At 72.9% G+C, this 20,917-nt stretch carries 19 protein-coding genes; 11 read left to right on the forward strand and 8 right to left on the reverse strand.

Annotated features, from left to right (window positions below; genetic code table 11):
- The first annotated feature begins 160 nt into the window (after positions 1–160).
- The 6 genes from BMX65_RS17725 to BMX65_RS17750 all read left to right on the forward strand — a co-directional run bounded on the left by BMX65_RS17725 (position 161) and on the right by BMX65_RS17750 (position 7,479).
- Positions 161–679: an SRPBCC family protein gene (locus tag BMX65_RS17725; RefSeq protein ID WP_075001280.1), complete on the forward strand. Its 519-nt coding sequence runs from the start codon at positions 161–163 to the stop codon at positions 677–679.
- A gap of 40 nt (positions 680–719) precedes the next feature.
- Positions 720–3,041 (forward strand): FdhF/YdeP family oxidoreductase, encoded by a 2,322-nt coding sequence (locus BMX65_RS17730; RefSeq protein ID WP_075001281.1) that lies wholly within the window; start codon positions 720–722, stop codon positions 3,039–3,041.
- 313 nt (positions 3,042–3,354) lie between these two features.
- A complete protein-coding gene (locus BMX65_RS17735) occupies positions 3,355–4,164 on the forward strand; it encodes an alpha/beta fold hydrolase (RefSeq protein ID WP_075001282.1) in 810 nt (269 codons plus the stop codon).
- A gap of 267 nt (positions 4,165–4,431) precedes the next feature.
- Positions 4,432–5,421: a helix-turn-helix transcriptional regulator gene (locus tag BMX65_RS17740; RefSeq protein WP_075001283.1), complete on the forward strand. Its 990-nt coding sequence runs from the start codon at positions 4,432–4,434 to the stop codon at positions 5,419–5,421.
- Between the two features lie 193 nt (positions 5,422–5,614).
- Positions 5,615–6,277, forward strand: a complete 663-nt coding sequence (locus BMX65_RS17745; protein ID WP_107437508.1) for a DUF4360 domain-containing protein — start codon at positions 5,615–5,617, stop codon at positions 6,275–6,277.
- A gap of 443 nt (positions 6,278–6,720) precedes the next feature.
- Entirely contained in the window at positions 6,721–7,479 is a 759-nt protein-coding gene (locus tag BMX65_RS17750; RefSeq protein WP_075001285.1) for a S1 family peptidase, read from the forward strand.
- 120 nt (positions 7,480–7,599) lie between these two features.
- On the opposite strand, the gene BMX65_RS17755 is transcribed toward BMX65_RS17750, so the two are convergent.
- The 4 genes from BMX65_RS17755 to BMX65_RS17770 all read right to left on the reverse strand — a co-directional run bounded on the left by BMX65_RS17755 (position 7,600) and on the right by BMX65_RS17770 (position 12,313).
- Entirely contained in the window at positions 7,600–8,751 is a 1,152-nt protein-coding gene (locus BMX65_RS17755; protein ID WP_075001286.1) for an FAD-dependent oxidoreductase, read from the reverse strand.
- Between the two features lie 114 nt (positions 8,752–8,865).
- Positions 8,866–9,561, reverse strand: a complete 696-nt coding sequence (locus tag BMX65_RS17760) for a TetR/AcrR family transcriptional regulator (protein WP_075001287.1) — start codon at positions 9,559–9,561, stop codon at positions 8,866–8,868.
- A gap of 435 nt (positions 9,562–9,996) precedes the next feature.
- The gene (locus BMX65_RS17765; RefSeq protein WP_075001288.1) at positions 9,997–10,656 is read right to left on the reverse strand and encodes a class I SAM-dependent methyltransferase; all 660 of its coding nucleotides are present in this window, start codon (positions 10,654–10,656) and stop codon (positions 9,997–9,999) included.
- A gap of 205 nt (positions 10,657–10,861) precedes the next feature.
- On the reverse strand, positions 10,862–12,313 hold the full coding sequence (locus BMX65_RS17770; protein ID WP_075001289.1) for an MFS transporter: 1,452 nt from the start codon (positions 12,311–12,313) through the stop codon (positions 10,862–10,864).
- 172 nt (positions 12,314–12,485) lie between these two features.
- Here BMX65_RS17770 and BMX65_RS17775 point away from each other — a divergent pair, with 172 nt between their 5' ends.
- Positions 12,486–12,941: a MarR family winged helix-turn-helix transcriptional regulator gene (locus tag BMX65_RS17775; protein WP_075001290.1), complete on the forward strand. Its 456-nt coding sequence runs from the start codon at positions 12,486–12,488 to the stop codon at positions 12,939–12,941.
- A gap of 520 nt (positions 12,942–13,461) precedes the next feature.
- Positions 13,462–14,055: a hypothetical protein gene (locus BMX65_RS17780; protein WP_239502173.1), complete on the forward strand. Its 594-nt coding sequence runs from the start codon at positions 13,462–13,464 to the stop codon at positions 14,053–14,055.
- 137 nt (positions 14,056–14,192) lie between these two features.
- On the opposite strand, the gene tatA is transcribed toward BMX65_RS17780, so the two are convergent.
- Entirely contained in the window at positions 14,193–14,402 is a 210-nt protein-coding gene (gene tatA / locus BMX65_RS17785) for a Sec-independent protein translocase subunit TatA (protein WP_075001291.1), read from the reverse strand.
- 105 nt (positions 14,403–14,507) lie between these two features.
- On the opposite strand from tatA, the gene BMX65_RS17790 reads away from it, so the two are divergent.
- Positions 14,508–16,025: an LCP family protein gene (locus BMX65_RS17790; protein ID WP_075001292.1), complete on the forward strand. Its 1,518-nt coding sequence runs from the start codon at positions 14,508–14,510 to the stop codon at positions 16,023–16,025.
- A 188-nt stretch (positions 16,026–16,213) separates the two neighbouring features.
- Positions 16,214–16,585 carry a hypothetical protein gene (locus BMX65_RS17795; RefSeq protein WP_075001293.1) on the forward strand — a complete coding sequence of 124 codons (372 nt, stop codon included), beginning with the start codon at positions 16,214–16,216 and terminating at the stop codon, positions 16,583–16,585.
- A 39-nt stretch (positions 16,586–16,624) separates the two neighbouring features.
- Here BMX65_RS17795 and mgtA read toward each other — a convergent pair whose 3' ends face one another.
- On the reverse strand, positions 16,625–19,324 hold the full coding sequence (gene mgtA / locus BMX65_RS17800) for a magnesium-translocating P-type ATPase (RefSeq protein ID WP_075001294.1): 2,700 nt from the start codon (positions 19,322–19,324) through the stop codon (positions 16,625–16,627).
- Positions 19,308–19,667, reverse strand: coding sequence for an ArsR/SmtB family transcription factor (locus tag BMX65_RS17805; RefSeq protein ID WP_075001295.1), 360 nt, complete (start codon positions 19,665–19,667; stop codon positions 19,308–19,310). Before BMX65_RS17805 ends, mgtA begins: the two co-directional genes overlap by 17 nt.
- 260 nt (positions 19,668–19,927) lie before the next feature.
- Between BMX65_RS17805 and BMX65_RS17810 the strand changes: the two genes are divergently transcribed.
- Positions 19,928–20,407 carry a hypothetical protein gene (locus tag BMX65_RS17810; protein ID WP_075001296.1) on the forward strand — a complete coding sequence of 160 codons (480 nt, stop codon included), beginning with the start codon at positions 19,928–19,930 and terminating at the stop codon, positions 20,405–20,407.
- Between the two features lie 178 nt (positions 20,408–20,585).
- Here BMX65_RS17810 and BMX65_RS17815 read toward each other — a convergent pair.
- On the reverse strand, positions 20,586–20,917 hold a 332-nt coding region (locus tag BMX65_RS17815; RefSeq protein ID WP_162637678.1), incomplete at its 5' end, for a transglycosylase SLT domain-containing protein.

Below are 20,917 nucleotides of genomic sequence, written 5' to 3' on the forward strand. Positions count from 1 at the left end.
GCCTCTTGTGCTAATTTGTCCCATTCGATCACGTGACCGGCGAGGGCGGGACACCGATCCGGCTCCGGTCACGGCGGCGGTGCGGTGGCGGTCCGGTCCGGTCCGGTCCGGTCCAGGGTGCCGCTGCTGACGGAGAGCGACAGTCGAGGACGAGCGAGCCATGAGCGCCATCGAAGAGACGGTTGAGGTCCGGGTTCCGGTGCACACCGCCTACAACCAGTGGACCCAGTTCGCCGACTTCCCGCGGTTCATGTCGTCGGTGCGGGAGGTCGAGCAGGTCAAGCCCAACCTCACCCGCTGGGTCGTCGGAGCCGGGCCGCTGCGCGGCCGGTTCCAGGCGGAGATCGTGGAGCAGCGGCCGGATGCGTATCTGGCCTGGCGGAGCACGGGACGCCGGCACGCGCACAGCGGTGAGGTGTGCTTCCGGCCCGCGGAGACGGACCGCAGCACGGTCACGGTGCGGATGCGGATGCACTCGCCCGGAGCCGCCCACCGCCTCGCGGCCGCGTCCGGGCTCCTGCGCGGCACGGTCCGCCGCGAACTGGGCCGCTTCAAGGAGTTCATCGAGGCCGTCGGGGAGGAGTCCGGGGCCTGGCGCGGCAGCATCGGCGACGGTCGCGTGCAGCCGGAGGAGCCGGAACCTCCCCGCAGCCGGGTACCGCACTGGCCGGTCGGCTGATCCGGAACGGAATCGGTAGCGGAAGCGAGGGGCGAGCCTGATGCACAAGCCACCCGAGGACGAGCCCGAGGAGCGGCTGTCGGTGACGCCGCCCGAGGAATGGGCGGCGGGAGTGCCCGCGGTCGCGCACGCGATCGAGTACTCCCTCCGGCAGACCTCGCCCCGCCGGGCCGGGAGGACGCTGCTGACCATGAACCAGGTGGACGGCGTCGACTGCCCCGGCTGTGCCTGGGCCGACCCCTCCCCCGGCCACCGGCACCGCAACGAGTACTGCGAGAACGGCGCCAAGCACATCAACGACGAGGCGACCTCGCGGCGCATCACGGCCGACTTCTTCCGCAGGCACCCGGTGTCGGAGCTGGCCCGCCGCTCCGACCTGTGGTTGAACCAGCAGGGCCGGCTGACCGAGCCGATGGTCAAGCGGCCGGACTCGGACCACTACGAACCGGTCAGCTGGCACGAGGCGCTGGGGCTGATCGCAGCCGAGCTGACGTCGCTGGACTCCCCCGACGAGGCGGTGTTCTACACCTCGGGACGGGTCAGCAACGAGGCGGCGTTCGTGCTGCAGCTCTTCGCCAGAGCGTTCGGGACGAACAACCTGCCCGACTGCAGCAACATGTGCCACGAGTCCAGCGGCTTCGCGCTGCACGAGACCCTGGGCACCGGCAAGGGCACCGTGACCCTGCACGACCTGCACCACGCGGACCTCATCTTCCTGGTGGGGCAGAATCCGGGGACCAACCATCCGCGGCAGCTCTCGGCGCTGGAGGAGGCCAAGCGCAACGGCGCGCGCATCGTCGCGGTGAACCCGCTGCCCGAAGCCGGACTGCTGCGGTTCAAGAACCCGCAGCAGCCCAGCGGGGTGCTCGGCCGGGGCATCCGGATCGCCGACCGCTTCCTGCAGATCCGCACCGGCGGCGACCTGGCCCTGTTCCAGGGGCTGAACAGGCTGCTGGTCGAGGCCGAGGACGCGGCGCCCGGTACCGTGCTCGACCAGGACTTCATCGACTCCCACACCAGCGGCTTCGAGGACTTCTCGCGGCATGTGCGCGAGATCGGCTGGGACGACATCCGTAGCGCGACCGGACTCGCGCGCGAGGAGATCGAAGCGGTCCGGGACGAGGTGCTGCGCAGCAGGCGGGTGATCGTCTGCTGGGCCATGGGGGTCACTCAGCACAAGCACGGGGTTCCGACCATCAGGGAGATCGTGAACTTCCTGCTGCTGCGCGGGAACCTGGGCAGAGCGGGTTCGGGGGCCTGCCCGGTACGCGGACACAGCAACGTCCAGGGCGACCGCACCATGGGCATCTGGGAGCAGATGCCGGACGCCTTCCTGGACGCGCTGCGGCAGGAGTTCGGCTTCGAGCCCCCTCGCGCGCACGGGCTGGACTCGGTGGACTCGATCAAGGCCATGCGGGACGGCCGGATCAAGCTCTTCCTCGGCGTCGCGGGCAACTTCGTCCGGGCCGCTCCGGACACCGCGGTCACCGAGGAAGCCATGCGCAGGTGCCGGCTGACCGCCCACATCTCCACGAAGCTCAACAGATCCCATGCGGTCTGCGGCCGTACCGCGCTCATCCTGCCGACGCTGGGCCGCACGGAGCGGGATGTCCAGTCGGGCGGCGAGCAGTTCGTCACCGTCGAGAACTCCATGAGCGAGGTGCACACCTCCCGCGGACGGCTGCGGCCCGCCTCGACACTGCTGCTGAGCGAAGTCGCCATTCTCTGCCGGCTCGCCCGCACCACCCTCGGCGACGACCCGGGGATTCCGTGGCAGCAGTTCGAGGCCGACTACGGCACCCTCCGGGAACGGATCTCCCGCGTGGTGCCGGGGCTGCACGAGTTCAACCGGCGGGTGATCCGCCCCGGCGGCATCAGGCTGCCCAACCCGGTCAACGAGGGTGTCTTCCGCACCTCGGCGGGAAAGGCCCTCTTCAGCCGCAACGCCTGGCAGATGCCGCTCGCGCCCGAGGGGCATCTGCTGCTGCAGACCCTGCGCTCCCACGACCAGTGGAACACCATCCCCTACACGGCCGACGACCGCTACCGCGGGATCCGCGGCAGCCGTCAGGTCGTGCTCGTCAACCCGGAGGACGTGGCCGGGCTCGGGCTCACCGCGGGGCAGCGGGTGGACCTGGTCAGCGTGTGGGCGAACGCCGAGGAGCGCCGCGCTGCGGACTTCGAGGTGGTCCCCTATCCGAGTGCCCGGGGCTGCGCGGCCGCCTACTACCCGGAGACCAACGTCCTGGTGCCGCTGGACAGCGTGGCCGAGGGCAGCAACCAGCCGACGTCGAAGGCGCTGGTCGTCCGGCTGGAGCCCACCGGGGCGGCGGCGGACCGGAGCGAGGAGGCGCGGGCGTGACCCGGCGGGGGCCCGGAAGCGTTCCGGCCGGGCGCGCAATCCGGCCAGGGTCCGCGCTCCACGGCTAGCACCCGGCCCCCACGGTGCGTAACTTCTCTGCATACCAGGCGTCACATGTCGTGCGGTGCCGTGGAGCTCTCGCGCAACGAGCTCACGCAGGGCAGGCGCGGCCACGACCTGGGCTGTTACGGGGCTGGGGGCTCGGGGGAGCTCAGCGCCGGGCAGCGAGGCCCCGAGTCGGCAGCACTCCGGCTCGGGGCCCTGCTCGTACGTATTCCGCTCCGCGCCCTGTGCCGCGCCGCAAGGAGGACCTGTGCCCTACGCGACCGTCAACCGCATCGAGTTGTTCCACGAGGACCACGGGTCCGGGCAACCGTTGATCCTGCTGCACGGATGGGGCACGAACGGTCAGGTGTGGAGCGCGCAGGCCGAGGAGTTCGCCGGCGCGTACCGGGTCGTCGTACCGGACTGGCGCGGATGCGGGCGCTCGGCGCGGCCGGGCGGCGGTGACACGATCGCGGGCCACGCGCAGGACGTCCTGGCGCTGGCGGAGGCGCTGGAGCTGGACCGTCCGGTGCTGGTGGGCGTCTCGGCCGGAGCCGCGATCGTGCTCGAGGCAGCGCGGCGGGCGCCGTCGTCCGTGCGCGGGGTGGTCGCTGTCGACGGCCCCGGCTACTGGCCGGCGGAGCGGAAGGCGGAACTGCTCGTCGAACTGCGCAGGATGCTGCGTACGGACCGGGCGGCGACGGTCCGCCAGTGGGTGGTGGACTGGTACGGCCCGCTGGCCGACCCGGCGCTGCCAGAGTGGACGGTGCAGCAGATCCTGGCCGCCTCGGATTCCATCGACGAGATCCTCTCGGACGCGGTGCGGCACAACCCCCGGGAGACGATCGGCGAGTTGCAGGTTCCCGCGTTCTTCGTCCACGGGCGGCTCGACGCCGAGATCCCCGCCGAGGTGTCCGAGACGCTCGCCGAACTCGCCCCGCGCGGCGAGGCGCACATCATGGAGGAGTCGGGCCACATGCCGCACGTGGAGCAGCCCGCGGAGTTCAACGCGCTGCTGCACTCCATACTCCGGCGTCTCGCGGCGCCAGGTGCGGCGCGGGACGCCCGGCAGGACTGACAGTTCGGGTACGGCGGAACCGACCAGCGACCAGCAGGGCCCCGAGCCGGAGAACCGGCTCGGGGCCCTGCCGTACTGCGCCGGGTCCCCCGAACCCCGGACGCGGTACGGCTCCAGGACTTGGCCGATACTGATCTGTGTGGACTCCACTGCATCGTTCGGCATTTGACTCCTGGGATGCAGAACGTTACTCACTGTGGAAAAGGCAGGCTAGCCGCGGAGCGCGGTCCCTGGCCGGATAACGCGACGGTGAGTGAGGAAGCTCGGATGAACGCGCCCGCTGCGGATGACAGCCGGATGCGGACGCTGGTCCGCAGTGATGATCTGGACGAGACGCGCGAGATGATCAGCACCGCGTACAGCCCCTACGAACTGCGCGTTCTGAACAAACCGCAGGACTTCTCCGCGTGGTACGCGGAGGGCGGTTTCCCCGGGGTCACGCTCTCCGCCCTGAGCTACGGCACGGAGACGCTCGTGGCGCCCGAGCCGCTGACGACGTATCTGCTGATCTGCCAGGTGCACAGAGGCCGGGTGCGGGTGGAGTCGCCGGGGCGCGAGGAGCAGTTCGTCGACACCGGGGAGACCTACATCCTCGACCCGCACCGGAGGTTCAAGGTCTTCTGGGGCGCCGGGGCCCGGATGACCACGCTCCGGCTCTCCCGGGAGGCGGTGGACCGGGCCGCGGGTGAGGCGCTCGGGCACGAGGAGCCGGTCCGGGCCCGGTTCGCGCTGGGCGGCCCGGTCTCCGCGGCGGCGGCGGAGAGTTGGTCGGGGGTGTCCGCGGCGGTGCACCGGGAGGTGATGACGGGCGGCGTGGCCCGCACCAACCCGCTCATCGCCGCACAGCTCACCCGGACGGCTGCCGCGACCCTGATGGCGACCCATCGCCTGCTGCCGGCCTCGGAACCGGTGCGGCACGTCGGGAACGTCGCCCACCCCGCCGTGCGCAGGGCGATCCAGCTCATGGAGGAGCGCAGCGACCAACCGCTGTCCCTGTCGGACCTCGCGGTGGCGGCCAGGCTCAGCCCCCGTGCCCTGCAGGAGGCGTTCCAGCGGTACGTGGGCCGGACCCCGCTGGCCCATCTGCGCGAGATCCGTCTGGAGCGGGCCCATCAGGACCTGCTCGCAGCCGACTCCGACGGCCCGGTCACCGTGGCGGAGATCGCCTTCCGCTGGGGCTTCTCCAACCTGGGCCGGTTCGCGGACTGGTACCGCCGCCGCTACGGGCACGCCCCGTCCCTCACGCTGCGCGGGTGAACGGCAGCGCGGGCGCGGCGGGAGAGCGTGCCCACGCCTGGCGCAAAAGCACCGTAGGGGAAACTGCGTCCGAAAACGGGCCTGTCCAAGGTGCGCGCCGCCCTCTTTCATACCGGTCGGAGGGAGCCACCCGGAGCGCAGGGGCCCGGCTCCCTCCTGTCCCCCGAAACCGCACACGACGCAAGGGATGCCCATGTCGCGAAGATCCCTCAGGACCGCAGCGGTGGCGGCGGCGCTGTCCGCCGGCGCGTTCTCCGCACAGCCCGCCCAGGGCGCACCCTCCGCCATCGCCGACCCGCCCGACGACCAGATCGTCATCGACGTCGCCACGGTCAACGGCTCCGGCTGCCGCGAAGGAACCGCCAAGGTGGCGGTCGCCGAGGACAACACGGCTTTCACCGTCACCTACAGCGACTACCTGGCCGAGGTGGGGCCGAACTCGAAGCCCACCGACCGCCGCAAGAACTGCCAGCTCAACCTGATCGTGCACGTGCCGCAGGGGTTCACCTACGCGATCGTCTCCGCGGACTACCGCGGCTACGCCTACCTGCAGCCAGGCGCCACCGGCCTGCAGAAGGCGTCGTACTACTTCCAGGGCTCCCCCGACACGGCCGCCACGAGCCACCCCTTCACCGGCCCGCAGGACGCCAACTGGCAGGCCACCGACTCCACGGACTGGGGGCAGGTGGTGTGGAAGCCCTGCGGTGAGCAGCGCAACTTCAACATCAACACCGAGGTGCGGGTCGATGTCGGCAGCTCCGATCCGACCACGACCAGTTTCATGACGATGGACTCGACCGACGGGGACATCAACACGACGTACCACTTCGCCTGGAAGCAGTGCCCGTCCTCCTGAGCCGCCCGGGCAACCGCTGACCGCGGCGGCCGGCACCGGACAGCCGGTGCCGCTCCCGGCCGGAGCGGGCCGTCCGGGATCTCGGCGCACCCCTTCGCCGGTCCGCCCGGCCGGGCGGTGGAGGGCCGAGGTCCCGGCCGGCACCGGGTGCTGTCCGCCCGGCCGGCCGCATCCCGCGAAGAGCTGCTGCGGGGCCGGTCGGAGTCCTGCGGCGCGGTCCCGACGCGGCTCGGGGCCCGTCCGGGCCGGTGGCCGGCGGACGGCCGGGGCGCTGTCCCGGCCCGGGCCATAACCGGGCGCTAACCGCAAAATGCTATTACCCGAACTCCTCGAATTCCGGAAACCTGAAGCCGGTACTTCCCTGGACGCCACGCGCGGGACATCGCGCGTCTCGGAACCCTCGGAAACTTCGGAACCTTCGGAACCTTCGGAAACGAGGAGCCTTGCGAATCACCAGGATACTCCCCACCCTCATAGCCGCCCTGCTGGCCGCCCTCAGCCTCGGCACCGCCGCGGTGGCCCAGGACCACTCCCCCACCGGCCCGGCCGCCGCCGGTGCCGCGTCCGCGGCCGGCACCCAGGACAGCGGCCCCCAGCCGATCATCGGCGGCGGATACGCCCAGAACGGGCCGTGGGCCGCCCGGTTGTTCTCCGGGGGAAGACAGACCTGCAGCTCGACGATCATCGCCCCCACCTGGATCCTGACCGCCAAGCACTGCGTCAGCGGCGGCCAGTTGTCGTTCCGCATCGGCAGCCTGGACCAGACGAGCGGCGGCACCACCGCCAACGGCACCCAGGTCTCCACCCATCCTTCAGCCGACCTGGCGCTGGTCCGCCTCGACCGGTCCGTCCAGGCGACCTACGCCCGCCTCGGCCGGCCCGGCTCGGTATCGGTCGGCCAGACCGTGCAGGTGTACGGCTGGGGCGCCACGTCCCGCTGCGGTCAGGAGATCAACTGCCAGTCCCGCTACCTGAAGTACGCGAACGTCGTGGTGACCGGCGGCTGCCAGGACGCCTACTACGGTTCGGCGATCTGCGCCCGGCGCGGTGACGGGATCACGGCGGGCGGCGATTCGGGCGGCCCGATGATGGCGAACGGCACGCAGGTCGGCGTCGCCTCCACCAGCGACCGGCAGTCGAGCACCGCGTACACCAACGTCACGCGGTACCGCTCCTGGATCCAGTCCGTCGCGGGCGTCTGAGCGATCCGAACCGGCCGGTGAGGCTGCCCGGTTCCCCGTGCCGGGTCCGGCACGGGGAACCGGGCGGCAGGACTTCCGGGATGCGGTCGACCGGCAGCGGACCGCGCCCGTTATCGGCGGTCAGGGCGGGCACGCCGCAGGGGAACCGGTGGCCATCATGGAGACCAGAGCCCGGGGACTGTCCGGGCCGAAGAGCAGGTCGAGCCCGGCTGCGGACTCGGCGGCCCGTTCCGCGCTGCGCGGGAAGAGAGCCTCCTCGTAGGCGGTGAGGGCCTTCTCCCGGTCGCCGGGGTGGGCGGCGAGGGCCTGCGCGAGTTCGGCGCCGTCCAGCATCGCGAGGTTGGCGCCCTCGCCCGCGAACGGGGACATCAGATGGGCGGCGTCCCCGAGGAGCGTGACGCCGGGCACCCGCTCCCAGCTGTGGCCGACGGGCAGGGCGTGGATCCGGCGCGGGACCAGGCGCCCGTCGGCCTCGGCGAGCAGCGCGCGCAGGCTCGGGTGCCAGTCGGCGAAGTGTTCCAGGACCGATTCCTTGGCGGCCTGCGTGTCGGTGAAGTCGATGCTGTCGAGCCAGGTTTCGCGGGCCCGCACGGCGACGTGGACGTGCAGGCTGCCGTCGGGCTCCCGGTGGCCGAGGAAGCCCCGGCCGTCCTCCGTCGCGAAGAACATCCCCCCGCCCACGAGCGCCGCCGCCGCGGGGTGGCGGACGTCGGCGTCGAGCAGGTCGAGTTCGACGAAGGAGATGCCGGTGTAGGCCGGCCGGGCGGACGAGAGCAGCCGGCGGATCCGCGACCAGGCCCCGTCGGCGCCGACCAGCAGGTCCGTCGTGATGACGCCGCCGTCGGCGAACGTCACCTCGTGGCGGCCGCCGCCCAGCGCGCGGACGGTGTCGGCCTTGGCGTTCCAGCGGACGGTGCCCGCGGGCAGCGCGCCGAGCAACAGGTCCCGCAGCCGGCCGCGGTCCACCTCGGGGCGGGTGCCGGTCCCGTCGTCCTCCTCGGCCATGCGGAGCCCCGCGTCCTTGCCGACGATGCGCACTTCCTGGCCGCCGGGGTGGATGATGCGGCGGAACCCGGCGGTCAGACCTGCTGCTTCCAGGGCGACCTGGCCGTTCTCCTCGTGGATGTCGAGCATGCCGCCCTGCGCGCGGGCGTGCGGGGCGGCGTCGAGGTCGAAGACGGCCGCCTCGATGCCGTGCACATGCAGAACGCGGGCGAGCACGAGTCCGCCGAGACCGGCGCCGACGACGGCTACGGGGTGGTGCAGGGGCATGGGGTCACCTCACTGGGTGGTAAGGACGTGGGCGGTAGCCGGGCGGTATGGGCCTGCGCGGCAGCGACCTTCGTGACAGCGGCCTGCACGCAAGGGCAGGGCCCGCGGCCGGAGTCAGGCGCGGGGGGTGTGGCGGATACCGTCCAGCAGGACGCGGAAGGCCCACCCGAGCCGCTCCTCGGGGGTGCCGGTGAACAGCTCCGCACCGACAGCGGCGAGCCGCGGATGGGTGGCGGCCGAGATGTCGGCCAGGGCGGTCCCGGCCGCCTCCGAACGCGTCTCGGCCCCGGCTCTCCCGGCTTCGTCCCGGGTGGCCTGCTCGGCTGCTGTGGCGGTGGCGGTCTGCAGCAGGACATCGACTCCCCAGGCTGCCCGGTCGTCCGGGACGCCGCCCTCGTGGAGCAGCTTCAGCAGAGTCTCCAGCAGGGCGAGGTAGTGCGGCCCCGACGGCTGGACGGCGAGCGCGGCGCGGGCGAGCTGCGGATGCGCGAAGAGGACGCGTGTGCAGGAGCCGAGAACGGCCACGGCACGCTCCTGCCAGTCACCGTCGGGGACGGCGGGATCGAGGTCGACCTCGCCCAGCAGCCCGTCCAGTACGGCCGCGTGCAGTGCGGCGGTGTTGCGGACGTAGACGTACAACGAGGCGGGCCCGGTGTCGAGCTCCCGCGCCAGCCGTCGCATCGTCACGCGCTGCAGACCTTCGGCGCGCATCAGTGCGACAGCGGTGGCGACGATGCCCTCTCTGCTCAGAGCGGGCTTGGCGGGCCGCTCCCGGCGGCTGCGGGACGCGGCGGAGTGCTGTGCGGTCACTCCTGCAGACTAACGAACATGTTCGTCACGGACAAGTTCGTCACAAACATGTTCGTTCGCTCGTCCACGCCGGTCACAGCGCGCGGCGGGAAGCCGGACCGCTCGTGTCCGTCGCCCCGGGCCGGTGGGCAGCCGGGCGGGTAGCCGGTGGGTGGCGGAATCGGGCACAACCGCCCGCGAGGGCCGCGCCGAACGCCTGTCTTGTGGAGGGTGACCCGGCGCCGATCCGTCCGGTACGAGCCCGCACCGGGGTGTGCGATTCCAGCCGCTCGGCGGCTGGTGACACGGCGACGCCGGGCGCGTTTGGAGGAGGCGGCGGCCCGGACTCCGACCGGCGCGGCCTCCGGGTCACCGGACGGCGGTGTGCCCGGCGCCGGGTCCCCCGCGGCGCCGATCCCTCGCGCCAGTCACCGCACCCGCCGCGACGCGTCGCGCTCACGGCTCCGCACGCCAGACGAGGGTGTAGCGCCAGAAGAGACGACGGCGCAGGCGCACGCCGGGCAGGATACGGCGGGCCTCCCGGGCGATGTCGGCGAAGTCCCGCTCCGGCGGGCGGGTCGCGGCGGTCATCGAGAGCGGGCGCTGCGCCGCGCGCCCCCTGGTGCGGTACCAGCCGACGGCGGCGTTCAGCGGAACCGCGGCCGCGCCCAGCGCGTGGTCGCCGACGCTCCGCGCCCGGGCGCAGCCGACGACCACGAGGGTGCCACCCGGCGCCAGTCGGCGGCGGAATGCGAGGAGTGCCTCGTCGAGCGGCAGGTGGTGGAGGACCGCCACGCAGGTGAGGACGTCGTAGGGGCCGTCGGGGAGCCCGGCGGGTGCGTCCGCGACCGTGAAGACGACCGGAGCCGCGGCGGGGGTGGCCGCTACTGCCCGGGCGGTGAGCACCGGGTCGGCGTCGACCGCGTGCACCTCCTGTGCCCGCGTCGCCAGCAGCCTGGCCAGGTCGCCGCTGCCGGAACCGACGTCCAGGGCGCGGTCGAAGCGCCGGGGGAGCCGGCGCAGGATCCAGCGGTGATAGTGCGCGTTGTGGTCCCAGGGGTGTGCCGCGTTGAAGCGGTCCAGCGCGCCCAGGATCCGGTGCGGCAGGGTCGTCATGGGGCAAGTCCATCACTCCGCCGGGCCCGGACCGGGGCCGAGGCAGGGAGCGGGGGCGGGATGCGGGGGCGGGATGCGGGAGCGGGAGCAGGATGCGGGAGCGGGATGCGGGAGCGGGATGCGGGAGCGGGATGCGGGAGCGGGATGCGGGCTGCCCGCGGCGGCGCGGTGCGCCCCGTGCGGGAGGGCGCACCGCGCTTCCGGCTCAAGCAGGCGCCGGGACCTGGCCCTTCGAGGTCTGCTCGCCTTCCTCCGCACCGCCTGCCGCACGTACCGCCGGGATGACCGCGGCGACCACCGCGGCGACGAGGGCGACTCCGCAGCCGATCAGCAGACCGGTACGGAAGCCGGTCTCCGAGGCGAGTTGGTGGCCGCCCAGGGTGATGGTCAACTGCGCGAGCACCACACCGATCACGGCCGAGCCGATGGTGGTGCCGAGCGAGCGCATGAGCGTGTTGAACCCGTTGGCGGCCGCCGTCTCGGACAGCGGCACCGAACTCATGATGAGGGCGGGCATGGCACCGTAGGCGAGGCCGACCCCGCTGTTGATCACGATGCCGACGACCATCAGCCCCCAGGCGGAGCCCATCAGGGCCAGGGACAGTCCGTACCCGGCGGAGATCACCAGGGCACCGCAGACGAGGGCGGGCTTCGGACCGCGTGCGTTGATCAGCTTCCCGCCGAGCGGCGAGACGATCATCATCATCACGCCGCCCGGTGCCATCCACAATCCGGTGGCCAGCATCGACTGCCCCAGGCCGTATCCGGTGATCTCGGGGAACTGCAGGAGCTGCGGCGCGATCAGCATGAAGGCGTACATGCCGACACCGACCAGGACCGAGGCGACGTTGGTGAGCAGCACTCGCGGCCGGGCGGTGGTGCGCAGGTCGATCAGGGGGTCACGGGTACGCAGCTCCCAGGCCCCCCAAGCCGCGAGGGCCGCTGCGGCGACGGCGAACAGGCCGAGCGTGGTAACCGAACTCCAGCCCCAGTCCGCGCCCTTGGAGATCGTCAGCAGCAGGCAGACCAGGCCGACGGCGAGACCGACTGCGCCGGGCACGTCGAAGCGCTGCCCCTCGGCACCGGCCGGGACGTCCGGGACGAGGAACCAGATCAGCGTTCCGATCAGCAGCGCGAGCCCGGCCGAGCCCCAGAACAGGGCCCGCCAGTCGGCGTACTCGGCCACCGCTGCGGCGACCGGCAGTCCGATGGCGCCGCCGATCCCCATGGAGGCGCTGACCAGGGCGATGGAGCCGCTGAGTTTCCCGGCCGGCACCACGTCGCGCAGCAGCGCGATTCCCAGCGGGACCATGCCCATGCCCATGCCCTGCAGTCCCCGGCCGACGATCATCGGGACCACGGAGGAGGAGAGGGCGCACACCACCGAGCCGACCACGAGCGGAACGACGCAGACCAGCAGCATCCGGCGCTTGCCGACGAGGTCGCCGAGGCGGCCGGAGACCGGCACGCACACGCCCGCGACCAGCAGCGTGACGGTGATCACCCATGCCGCGTCGCCGGGCGTGGTGTGCAGGATCCGCGGCAGTTCGGCGATGAGCGGGGTCACCAGGGTCTGCATGACCGCGGCGACGGTGCCGGCCAGCGCGAGCGTGGCGACGACGCCGCCAGTGCGGGAGGTCGGCTCGGGACCGTCCATGACGGGACTCCTCTGCGGGTTCGGGTTCCACCGCTCCGGAACGGCGGCAATGATTGTGCATCATACATATGATGTGCATGAGCCATATCGCATGTGCCGTGCACCCTGCGTGATACACAGGACCACTGGAGGCACGCTCGACCGCCCGGCGCGCGGCCCCCGAAGGAGGCACATGGACGAGGCCACGCGCCAGGTGGAGTACGAGCAGATGCTGCTCAGCCGCTATCTCCACCTGCACAAGTCCAAGGGGCGGCGCAAGGACAGCACGCTCGAGCGCAGCGCCTACATCCTGCTCAGCCGGATCCGGATGCAGGGGCCGATGTCCATCGGCCAGCTCTGCGACGCCTTCGGCCTCGACGCCTCCACCCTCAACCGGCAGACCGCGGCCGCCGTGCGCGCCGGGCTCCTGGAGCGCATCCCCGACCCGGACGGCGGCATGGCCCGCAAGTTCCGCACCACCGCCGAGGGCGAGCAGCGGCTGGACGAGGAGCGCGAGGGAACCGTGCGCAGCCTGGACCGGATCATGGCCGACTGGGACGACGAGGACATCGCCGCCTTCGCCGCCTACCTCAAACGCTTCAACACCGACATCGAACGCCTGGACGGCCGCCCCTGGCCCCGGCCGTAGCGCGGCCGGGCCGGCGCCGGCACCTCCGCCCGGAGCACCGGGCGGAGCCGTGCCGTGCGGCACCCCGTCCGGCCGAACCGGGGACCACGCGCAGCGCCGTGCACCGCGGTTGGGCCAGGAGCAGAACCGCGATGGAACCGGAGGACCGGAAGCCGCCCGGAAGCGAAGGCCCGGCTGCTGCCCCGCTCACCCGGGAAGCCCTCCCGCGCACGGCACAGGACGGCGGCGCGGCGACGCCTCCGCGGCCGGACCACGCGCCGACTGACCCGGCCGGACGGGTTCCGCCGGCGCAGAGGCCCGCAGGAGCGCATGTCAGCGGGCGGGAGCGCACCGGCATCCGTCCCTGGCCGTACCGGGCCGTCCCTCCGCGGTCTGATCGACGGGAGGGCCCGTACGGCTGCGGAACGGGCGGGAGTTCGTCCTGCGGCCGGACTCCGGGGGACGGGAGACCCGGAAGCATCGGCGGGGTCGGCCCGGAACCCGTCCAGGAACCCGGGCACCCGGATCCAGGAGGATCGCGATGCCCACTGAACGTCCCCCTACCGCTTCCCGCACGGCGCACGAGCGGAACCCGCGCGCGGGCGGCCCGGTCGGCACGGTGCCGGGCGTCCCGGCGTGGGCGCGCCGCGCCGCGGCCGCCGTGGTGTGGGTCGCGCTCCCGTCCGGCCTGTGGCGAGTGGCCGTCGTGCTGGGCGTGCCACTGGGGCTCGGACAGGCCGAGTACGACGCGATGCTGGTGCCGGGGTGGGGCCTGCTCGCCCTGCCGCTGCTGTCACTGCTCCAGGAAGGGCTCGCCTGGCTGACCCTCGGGCTGGTGCGGCCCTGGGGAGAGGTGTGGCCCCGGTGGCTGCCCTTCCTCGGCGGGCGGCCGGTGCCGGTGTGGGCCGCGGTCGGGCCCGCGGCGTTCGGCGCCACGGCCTGCAGCGTCTACGGCGTACTGCTCCTCTGGACGACCGCGCACGCGGAGATGGACATCGCGCGCTGGGGCAAGTGGCTTCTCGACCTGTGCTACGTGCCGATGATCGCCTGGGGGCCGCTGCTGGCAGCGGTGACCGTGCACTATTACCGCCGCCGCACCCGCGCCGGGCGGCACACGGGCCCCGCGCGCTCCTGACACACCGGCCCCGGCGGCGCGAGGGGCCGAAACTCCCTCCGCCCACCGGACGGGAGTTTCCGCACGACCGCCCGCGGTGGCTCCGCGGAGCGGCCAGGGATCTTCCCGGGATCCCCGGGGACACCTCCGGAGCGGCGTCATGCGGCCGGAGGTTCGGAGTCCCCGGGCCCGCGCGGCGGGTACGGCGCGGACTCCTGCTTGAGGGCCCGTGCCTCGCTCTTGAGGATCCGCAGGGACGTGCCGAGTGAACGCGCGGCGTCCGGCAGCCGTTTGGACCCGAAGACGAGCATCGCCACGAGCGCGACGACCACCAGGTGCCACGGCTCCAGACCGTTGCGCAGAAACATTCGCCCACCTCTCCTTCATCACTTGCTACATTGCGCAACTGTACAACCCTGAGGGCGGTGCGGCCGTCTTCTCTGTCACAGGAGCCGCACGGACGAGGAGCGCGCATGTCGGACCGCAACGCGGGGACTTCCCCGAACCGCGACGGAGACCGGAGGAACCGCCGGCGGCGGCGCACCGCCGGCAGGGCCCGGACGGCAGGGCTGCTGACGCTCTCGCTGCTGGTGCTGGCCGCCGCCGGAACCGGATGGTTCCTCCTGCGGTTGAACAGCAACATCTCCACGTTCGGTTCGGACGGGCTGAGCAGGGACCGCCCGGCCGCCGGCGCCGGCGGCCAGAACGTCCTGGTGATCGGCTCGGACGCGCGCACCGGCGGGAACGACCGGCTGGGCGGGGGCCGCAAGGACGACACGGGGCGCTCCGACACCGCGTTCCTGCTGCACGTCTTCCGGGACAGCGCGCACGCGGTGGCCGTCTCCTTCCCCCGGGACACGCTGGTGGAGATCCCCCCGTGCAAGCTGCCCGACGGCAGTTGGACAGCGGCCCGGCACAACACCATGTTCAACGCGGCGTTCTCCGTCGGAGGAAGCCGCGAGGGCAACCCGGCCTGCACCCAGAACACGGTCGAGAAGCTGACCGGGCTGCGCGTGGACCACACCGTCGTCGTCGACTTCCAGGGGTTCTCCGCGATGACCGAGGCGGTCGGCGGAGTGCCGGTGTGCGTGCCCAAAGACCTCTACCAAGGCGATCTGAACCCCAACCGGGGCTCCCGCGGCGCACGCGTCTTCCGGGCGGGCGAGCAGACCGTGTCCGGGCAGCGGGCCCTGGACTACGTCCGCATCCGGCACGGCATAGGCGACGGCTCCGACATCGGCCGGATCAAACGCCAGCAGGCGTTCGTCGGCTCACTGGTCAAGAAGATCAAGGAGAAGGGGTTCGCTCCCACGACGCTGCTGCCACTCGCCGACGCCGCCACCGAGTCCCTGACCGTGGACGAGGGCCTGGGGACGGCCAGGAAAATGGTGGACTTCGCGATGCCCCTCAAGGACATCGACCTGGAGAACACCGAGTTCGTCACCGTCCCCTGGCGCTACCAGGGCAACCGCGTCGCCGTCCGCCACCCCCAGGCGGAAAGGCTGTGGGCCGACCTGAGGGCCGACCGGCCCCGGAAGCGAAGCGGTGCCCCCGAGGCGTCCCGCGAGCCCGGCGCGCGGAGCCCGTCGGCCCCGGCGCCCCGGAAACCGGTCTCCGGTACCGGTATCAGCGTCTCCGTCCGCAACGGCACCACCACCCGCGGGCTGGCGGCCGCCGCCTCGGCGGAGCTGCGCGCCCACCACTTCACCGTGACCGGCGTCGGCAACGCGGCGGAGCGCGACCGCACGACCACGGTGCTCACCTACGGCCCCGGCGCCCGGTCGGACGCCGCGCAGCTCGCCCGGCTCTTCCCCGGCGCCCGCCTGGAAGCCGGCGACCTGCCCGGGTTGCGCGTGACGCTGGGCGCCGACTACCGGCCCCCGTCGTCGCGCGACACCGCCGCCCCGGATGCCGGAACCGGTCGGGGACCCGCGGAGGACACCGGCCGCTCGGCCGCCGACGACCCCTGCACCGACCTCTCCTACGGCTGAGCCGTCCCCGTCGGCACGGCCGCGCTCCGGAACCGGCGTCGCTCCGCGCCGGCCGGGCCGCTCCCGGTCGGCAAGGGCTTCGGACAGGCCCGGAACTCGGACACCCGCCGCGTACTACGCTGCGGCCGCATGCTGTTCCGTGAGCCGAGACCAGGAGGGCCCGCAGACGGCACCACGAAGGCCGCACGGTGGCTGGTGGTGCTCTTCCTACCGGTCTGCTGGGGCTGTTCCAGTCGGCCGGAGCCCTGCCTTCCTCGCAGACCCCCAGATGTGCGGGCACGGTCCTGGACGAGCACGGCGAAGAACTCCCGCAGACGCGGCTGCGTCCCGGGCAGACCTGCCGCACACAGGACGGACTGCGGCCGACGGGCAGCAAGACGTTCGAAGAGGCAGAGAACCTGCGTGCGCGGGAGCGGAGGGAACTGCTCGAAGAAGGCGCACTGTGCACGGCCTACGGAGCAGGCGGGCCGGCGCTGGTCCTCCACCGCCTCGGACTCCCCTGGCGCCGACCGGGCCGGGCGCCGCCCGCCCGGCCGGAGCGGGCCGACGGCACGGGCTGAGCCCTCCGGCGGCGCCGGTCCCGGGAAGGCGCGGGCGCGCTATCCGGGAGTGCGGACACCGCGCCGTCGGGCGGCGACCAGCGCGGCTCCGTACAGCGCGAGGATCAGGGCGAGCAGCGCGTACGACGCAGCAGTCAGCGCGGTGACCATGCCCAGCGCAGGCCCCAGCGGGGTGAGCGGCAGCACGATGCCGACGGCCGCGAGCAAGGCGGCAGCCAGCGGTACGGGACCGGGCCGCCGCTGCCGCGCCATCCCGCGGCCGCTGCGCAACAACACCATCACCATCGCCTGGGTCAGCAGGTTCTCGGTGAACCACCCGGCGTGGAAGAGCCCCTGACCCGCCTCGGTCGCCGCCCCGGCCACGGTCCAGGCCAGCACTCCGAAGGTGGCCAGGTCAGCGGCGGCGTTCAGCAGACCGAAGCCGGTGATGAACCGGAGGAGCTCGCCGGGGCGCAGCGCGGCGGGCCGGCGCAGTTCGGCCGGCCCCCGGCGGTCGAAGGCGAAGGCGAGCTGTGCGGCGTCGAAGAACAGATTCTGGACGAGGACCTGGGCGGGAAGCATCGGGACGAACGGGAACAGCAGCGCCGCGGCGAGCATCGCCACGGCGTTGCCGAGGTTGGAGGAGAGCGCCACCCGCAGATAGGAGGTGAGCGTGACGCTGCTGTGCCGCCCCGCGGTGACGGCGGGCTCCACCGCGGCGAACGGCCGCTCGCCCAGCACCACGTCGGCACTCTCCCGGGCGGTGGGCACCGCATCGCGCGGGCACAGTCCCACATCGGCGGACCGCAGCGCCGCGAGGTCGTTCACCCCGTCGCCGAGGAAGCCGGTGGTGTGCCCGGCCGCACGCAGGGCCGCGACCACCCGGGCCTTGTGCCGCGGAGTGCACCGGGCGAAGACGGTGACGCGCCCGACCGCCTCGGCGAGCTCCCGGTCCGCCAGCCGGTCGATGCGGTCGGCCGTCAGCACGCCCTCCGCACCGGGTTGCAGGCCGAGTTCCCGGCAGACGCGGGCCGCCGTGCCGGGGTGGTCGCCGGTGAGGATCTTGACGTCGACCCCCTGGTCCCGCAGGCCCCGCAGCGCCTCGGGGGCATCGGGGGCGAGCGCGTCGCGCAGGGCGACCAGCCCGCGGAGGGAGAGCCCGCGTTCGTCCGCGGAGCTGTACGGGCACGGGCCCGCGCGGGAGGGGCGCTCGGCGGTGGCCACGGCCAGCAGCCGCAGGCCGTCGGCGGCGTAGCGCGCCGCCGTCCTGCGCAGTTCCTCGCGTTCGGCCTCCGCCAGCACGCACCGCTCCAGTACGGCCTCGACGGCACCCTTGACGACGAGGAGGTGCGTTCCCGGGCGGTCGGACGCGCGGAGCACGGCGGTCGACAGCCGCCGGACCGGGTCGAACGGCAGCACCGCCACTCCCTCGTACTCGTCCTCGAGGCATGAGGGGCCGTACCGCTCGGTGGCGGCGTGCAGGATGGCGTCGTCCAGGGTGTCGACGACCGGGGTCTCGGCGAGCTGGAGCGTCCACAGCGCGTTGCGGGCGGCCCAGCGCAGCACCTCGGCGTCCGGCGCACCGCCCGGATTCACCGTACGGTCGAGGACCGGGCGGTCCTGGGTGAGCGTGCCCGTCTTGTCCAGGCACAGCACGTCCATGGCGCCCAGGTCGTGCAGCGCGGGCAGCCGGCGGACGATCACCTCGCGCTCGCGGGCGAGCGAGGCGGCGCCGCGGGCGAGCACTGCGGTGACCACGACCGGGAGCATCTCGGGAGTGAGGCTGACGGCGACCGCGATGGCGAACGGCAGGATCGCCACACCCCGGCCGCTGACCGCCGCGTCCGCCGCCAGCACGACCGGGGGCGTCAGCAGCATGAACCGCACCAGGATCCAGGCGGTGCCCTGCAGCGCCCGGTCGAAGGCGCTCTGCCGCGGACGGGTGTGCTGATGACCGGCGGCCAGCCTCGTCTCCCCGCCGGTGGCGAGCACGACCGCGCGCCCTCCCCCCGCAAGCACGGTGCTGCCTTGGAAGCACAGGTGCGGCTCGTCGAAGAGGGCGGTGCCGGTGGCCGGATCCGGCACGGAGAGCCCGGCACCGGGTTCTCCCACGCCGGCTCCGCCGCTTCCGGCGGACGCCTGGTGCTTGCCGAGCGGACCCGACTCCCCGGTCAGCTGCGCCTGCCCCACGACCAGGCCGGTGGAGCTCAGCAGAAGCACGTCCGCGGGCACGAGGTCGCCGGGGCCGAGCCGGATGACGTCCCCGGGCACCAGGTCGGCGGCCGGGAGTTCCCTTTCGTCCGGGCGGGCTGCGTGCGGGTCACGGCGGCGCAGCACGGTGACGGTTCCGGCGACGAGCGCGCGCAGCCCGGCGACCGAGCGGTCGGCCCGCAGTTCCCCACCGGCACGCAGGACGCAACTGACCGTCACCAGGGCCAGGATCACGCACGCGGTTCCCACCGAACCGATCGCGGCCGAGACCAGCCCCAGCAGCAGAAGGACGGCGGTGAAGGGTTCACGGACCCGCTGGACGAGGCGCCCCGCCAGCGAGGGGGTGCGCCGGACCGGTGGCGTGTTCTCTCCGTGGCGCGCCAAGCGCTCCTCGGCTTCCGCCTCGGTGAGCCCGCGCGGCCCCGTCTCCAGGAGCCGCAGTGCCGTGAGCGGAGCGTGCGCCGCGAGCGCCGTGCCGCCGCCCGGCTGCGCGGGCGCCACGTCCTCCGTGCGGTGGGCGGGTCCCGGGGCCTCAGGCACCGAATTCATGTGACCGCAGTCCGTTCACCGGCGCACCGCGGCCGAGGGCCAACTGCCGGACCATCTCGTGCACCACGGTGACGACGGCCGGGTCGTCGACCAGATACACCTGCCGTCGCCCTTCCCGCCGCGAACGCACCAGCCCGGCCAGCTTCAGCTTGGCCAGGTGCTGGCTGACGGCGGGCAGCGTCCCGCCCACCCGTTCGGCGAGGTGCGTGACATCGCACTCGCCCTGGGACAGCGCCCAGACGATGTGCACCCTGGACGGCGAAGCCAACAGGCCGAAGGCGGTGGCCGCCTGCGTCAGCAACTCGGCGGAGGGGTCCTGCCCACCGTCTGCCTCGGGTGCCACCGCTCTCCTCCCGTCCGCGCCGTGTCCCCTCGCTCCGGGCAGCCTGGGCCCGCAGAGCACCTCAGTGTAGAGCGGGCACGGACGGCACCGGTGTCGCGGCGGCCGGACGGCGCGCAGCGGAAGCCGCAGGCGGTCTGCAACGGTTCGACGGCGACACGGTGAAACCGTCGTCACGCGCACGGTGACGGCGCATCCTTGCCTGGACGCCGGGGCCGCACTCGGCCGCAGGCGGACCCCAGGAGCCAGAAGGGAAAGAGCCGATGCCCATACCCGTGTGCTCGCTGATCCTGAACGAGAACCAGAGAGTCGCCTCCGACAGCGCCTACCACGTGGTGCGCTTCCCGTTCGGCGGAGGCGAGTCCTACGACGCCGAGGGCATGCACCAGGTGCGTCAGCCGGACGGCTACGACGTCTCCGACTGGCGCGCCGACGACCGATCCGGACTGATCTGGCCCGCGGTCGACGGATGGGGGGTGGTCACCGTCATGATCCAGTGGGAGCCCGGCGACTACAGCGAACTGCGCGACCAAGTCGTACGCGATCCGCTCGGCCTCACCGACGACCCGGTGGACACCACGGCGACGGACCATCGGCGCCCCTCCCCCGGCATGCAGTGCTTCACCAAGCACCACGAGCTCTTCGTGCACCCGGACGTCCCGCTGGCCATCCGCGTCGCCCACAACGACTCCAGGTCCCGGGACCTGGTGCACGCGCAGTTCAAGCTGGCCATCCATACCTGAACTTCCCGCGCCCGGCCGGATACTCCACAGAACAGACGAGCGGATATGCGAGGGAGCGGGTGGGAGGGGGTTCCTCCCGCCCGCTCCCTGGGGGTGTGGCGGTGGTGCTGGTGTGGTGCCGGTGTGCCTGTGGGCGTGTGGGCGTGTGGGCGTGTGGGCGTGTGTGTGGGGGGTGTTGTCAGTAGGCGGAGTCGACGTTGTCCATGCTGCCGTAGCGGTCGGCGGCGTAGTTGCAGGCGGCGACGATGTTGGCGACGGGGTCGGTGAGGTCGTCGGGGGTGCCCTTGACGTGGTACTGGTCGAAGGTGGGCTGGATGACCTGGAGGAGTCCCTTGGAGGGGATGCCCTTCTGGGCGTTGATGTCCCAGTCGTTGACGGCGTCGGGGTCGCCTGCGGATTCGCGGATGATGTTGCGCTTGATGCCGTCGTAGCTGCCGGGGATGTCGTGCTTGGCCATGACGGCGCGGGCCTCGCGGATCCAGCCGTCGAGGTTGTCCGCGTACTTGCCCT

The sequence above is a fragment of the Streptomyces qinglanensis genome, from assembly GCF_900111245.1.
In the GTDB taxonomy this organism is placed as follows: Bacteria; Actinomycetota; Actinomycetes; order Streptomycetales; family Streptomycetaceae; genus Streptomyces; species Streptomyces qinglanensis.

Excerpts from the sequence above, each read along its gene's own strand:
- BMX65_RS17725 (WP_075001280.1), top strand. The coding sequence starts at position 161 with ATGAGCGCCATCGAAGAGACGGTTGAGGTCCGGGTTCCGGTGCACACC.
- BMX65_RS17730 (WP_075001281.1), top strand. The coding sequence starts at position 720 with ATGCACAAGCCACCCGAGGACGAGCCCGAGGAGCGGCTGTCGGTGACG.
- BMX65_RS17740 (WP_075001283.1), top strand. The coding sequence starts at position 4,432 with ATGAACGCGCCCGCTGCGGATGACAGCCGGATGCGGACGCTGGTCCGC.
- BMX65_RS17745 (WP_107437508.1), top strand. The coding sequence starts at position 5,615 with ATGTCGCGAAGATCCCTCAGGACCGCAGCGGTGGCGGCGGCGCTGTCC.
- BMX65_RS17755 (WP_075001286.1), bottom strand. The coding sequence starts at position 8,751 with ATGCCCCTGCACCACCCCGTAGCCGTCGTCGGCGCCGGTCTCGGCGGA.
- BMX65_RS17765 (WP_075001288.1), bottom strand. The coding sequence starts at position 10,656 with ATGACGACCCTGCCGCACCGGATCCTGGGCGCGCTGGACCGCTTCAAC.
- BMX65_RS17770 (WP_075001289.1), bottom strand. The coding sequence starts at position 12,313 with ATGGACGGTCCCGAGCCGACCTCCCGCACTGGCGGCGTCGTCGCCACG.
- BMX65_RS17775 (WP_075001290.1), top strand. The coding sequence starts at position 12,486 with ATGGACGAGGCCACGCGCCAGGTGGAGTACGAGCAGATGCTGCTCAGC.
- BMX65_RS17780 (WP_239502173.1), top strand. The coding sequence starts at position 13,462 with ATGCCCACTGAACGTCCCCCTACCGCTTCCCGCACGGCGCACGAGCGG.
- tatA (WP_075001291.1), bottom strand. The coding sequence starts at position 14,402 with ATGTTTCTGCGCAACGGTCTGGAGCCGTGGCACCTGGTGGTCGTCGCG.
- BMX65_RS17790 (WP_075001292.1), top strand. The coding sequence starts at position 14,508 with ATGTCGGACCGCAACGCGGGGACTTCCCCGAACCGCGACGGAGACCGG.
- mgtA (WP_075001294.1), bottom strand. The coding sequence starts at position 19,324 with ATGAATTCGGTGCCTGAGGCCCCGGGACCCGCCCACCGCACGGAGGAC.
- BMX65_RS17810 (WP_075001296.1), top strand. The coding sequence starts at position 19,928 with ATGCCCATACCCGTGTGCTCGCTGATCCTGAACGAGAACCAGAGAGTC.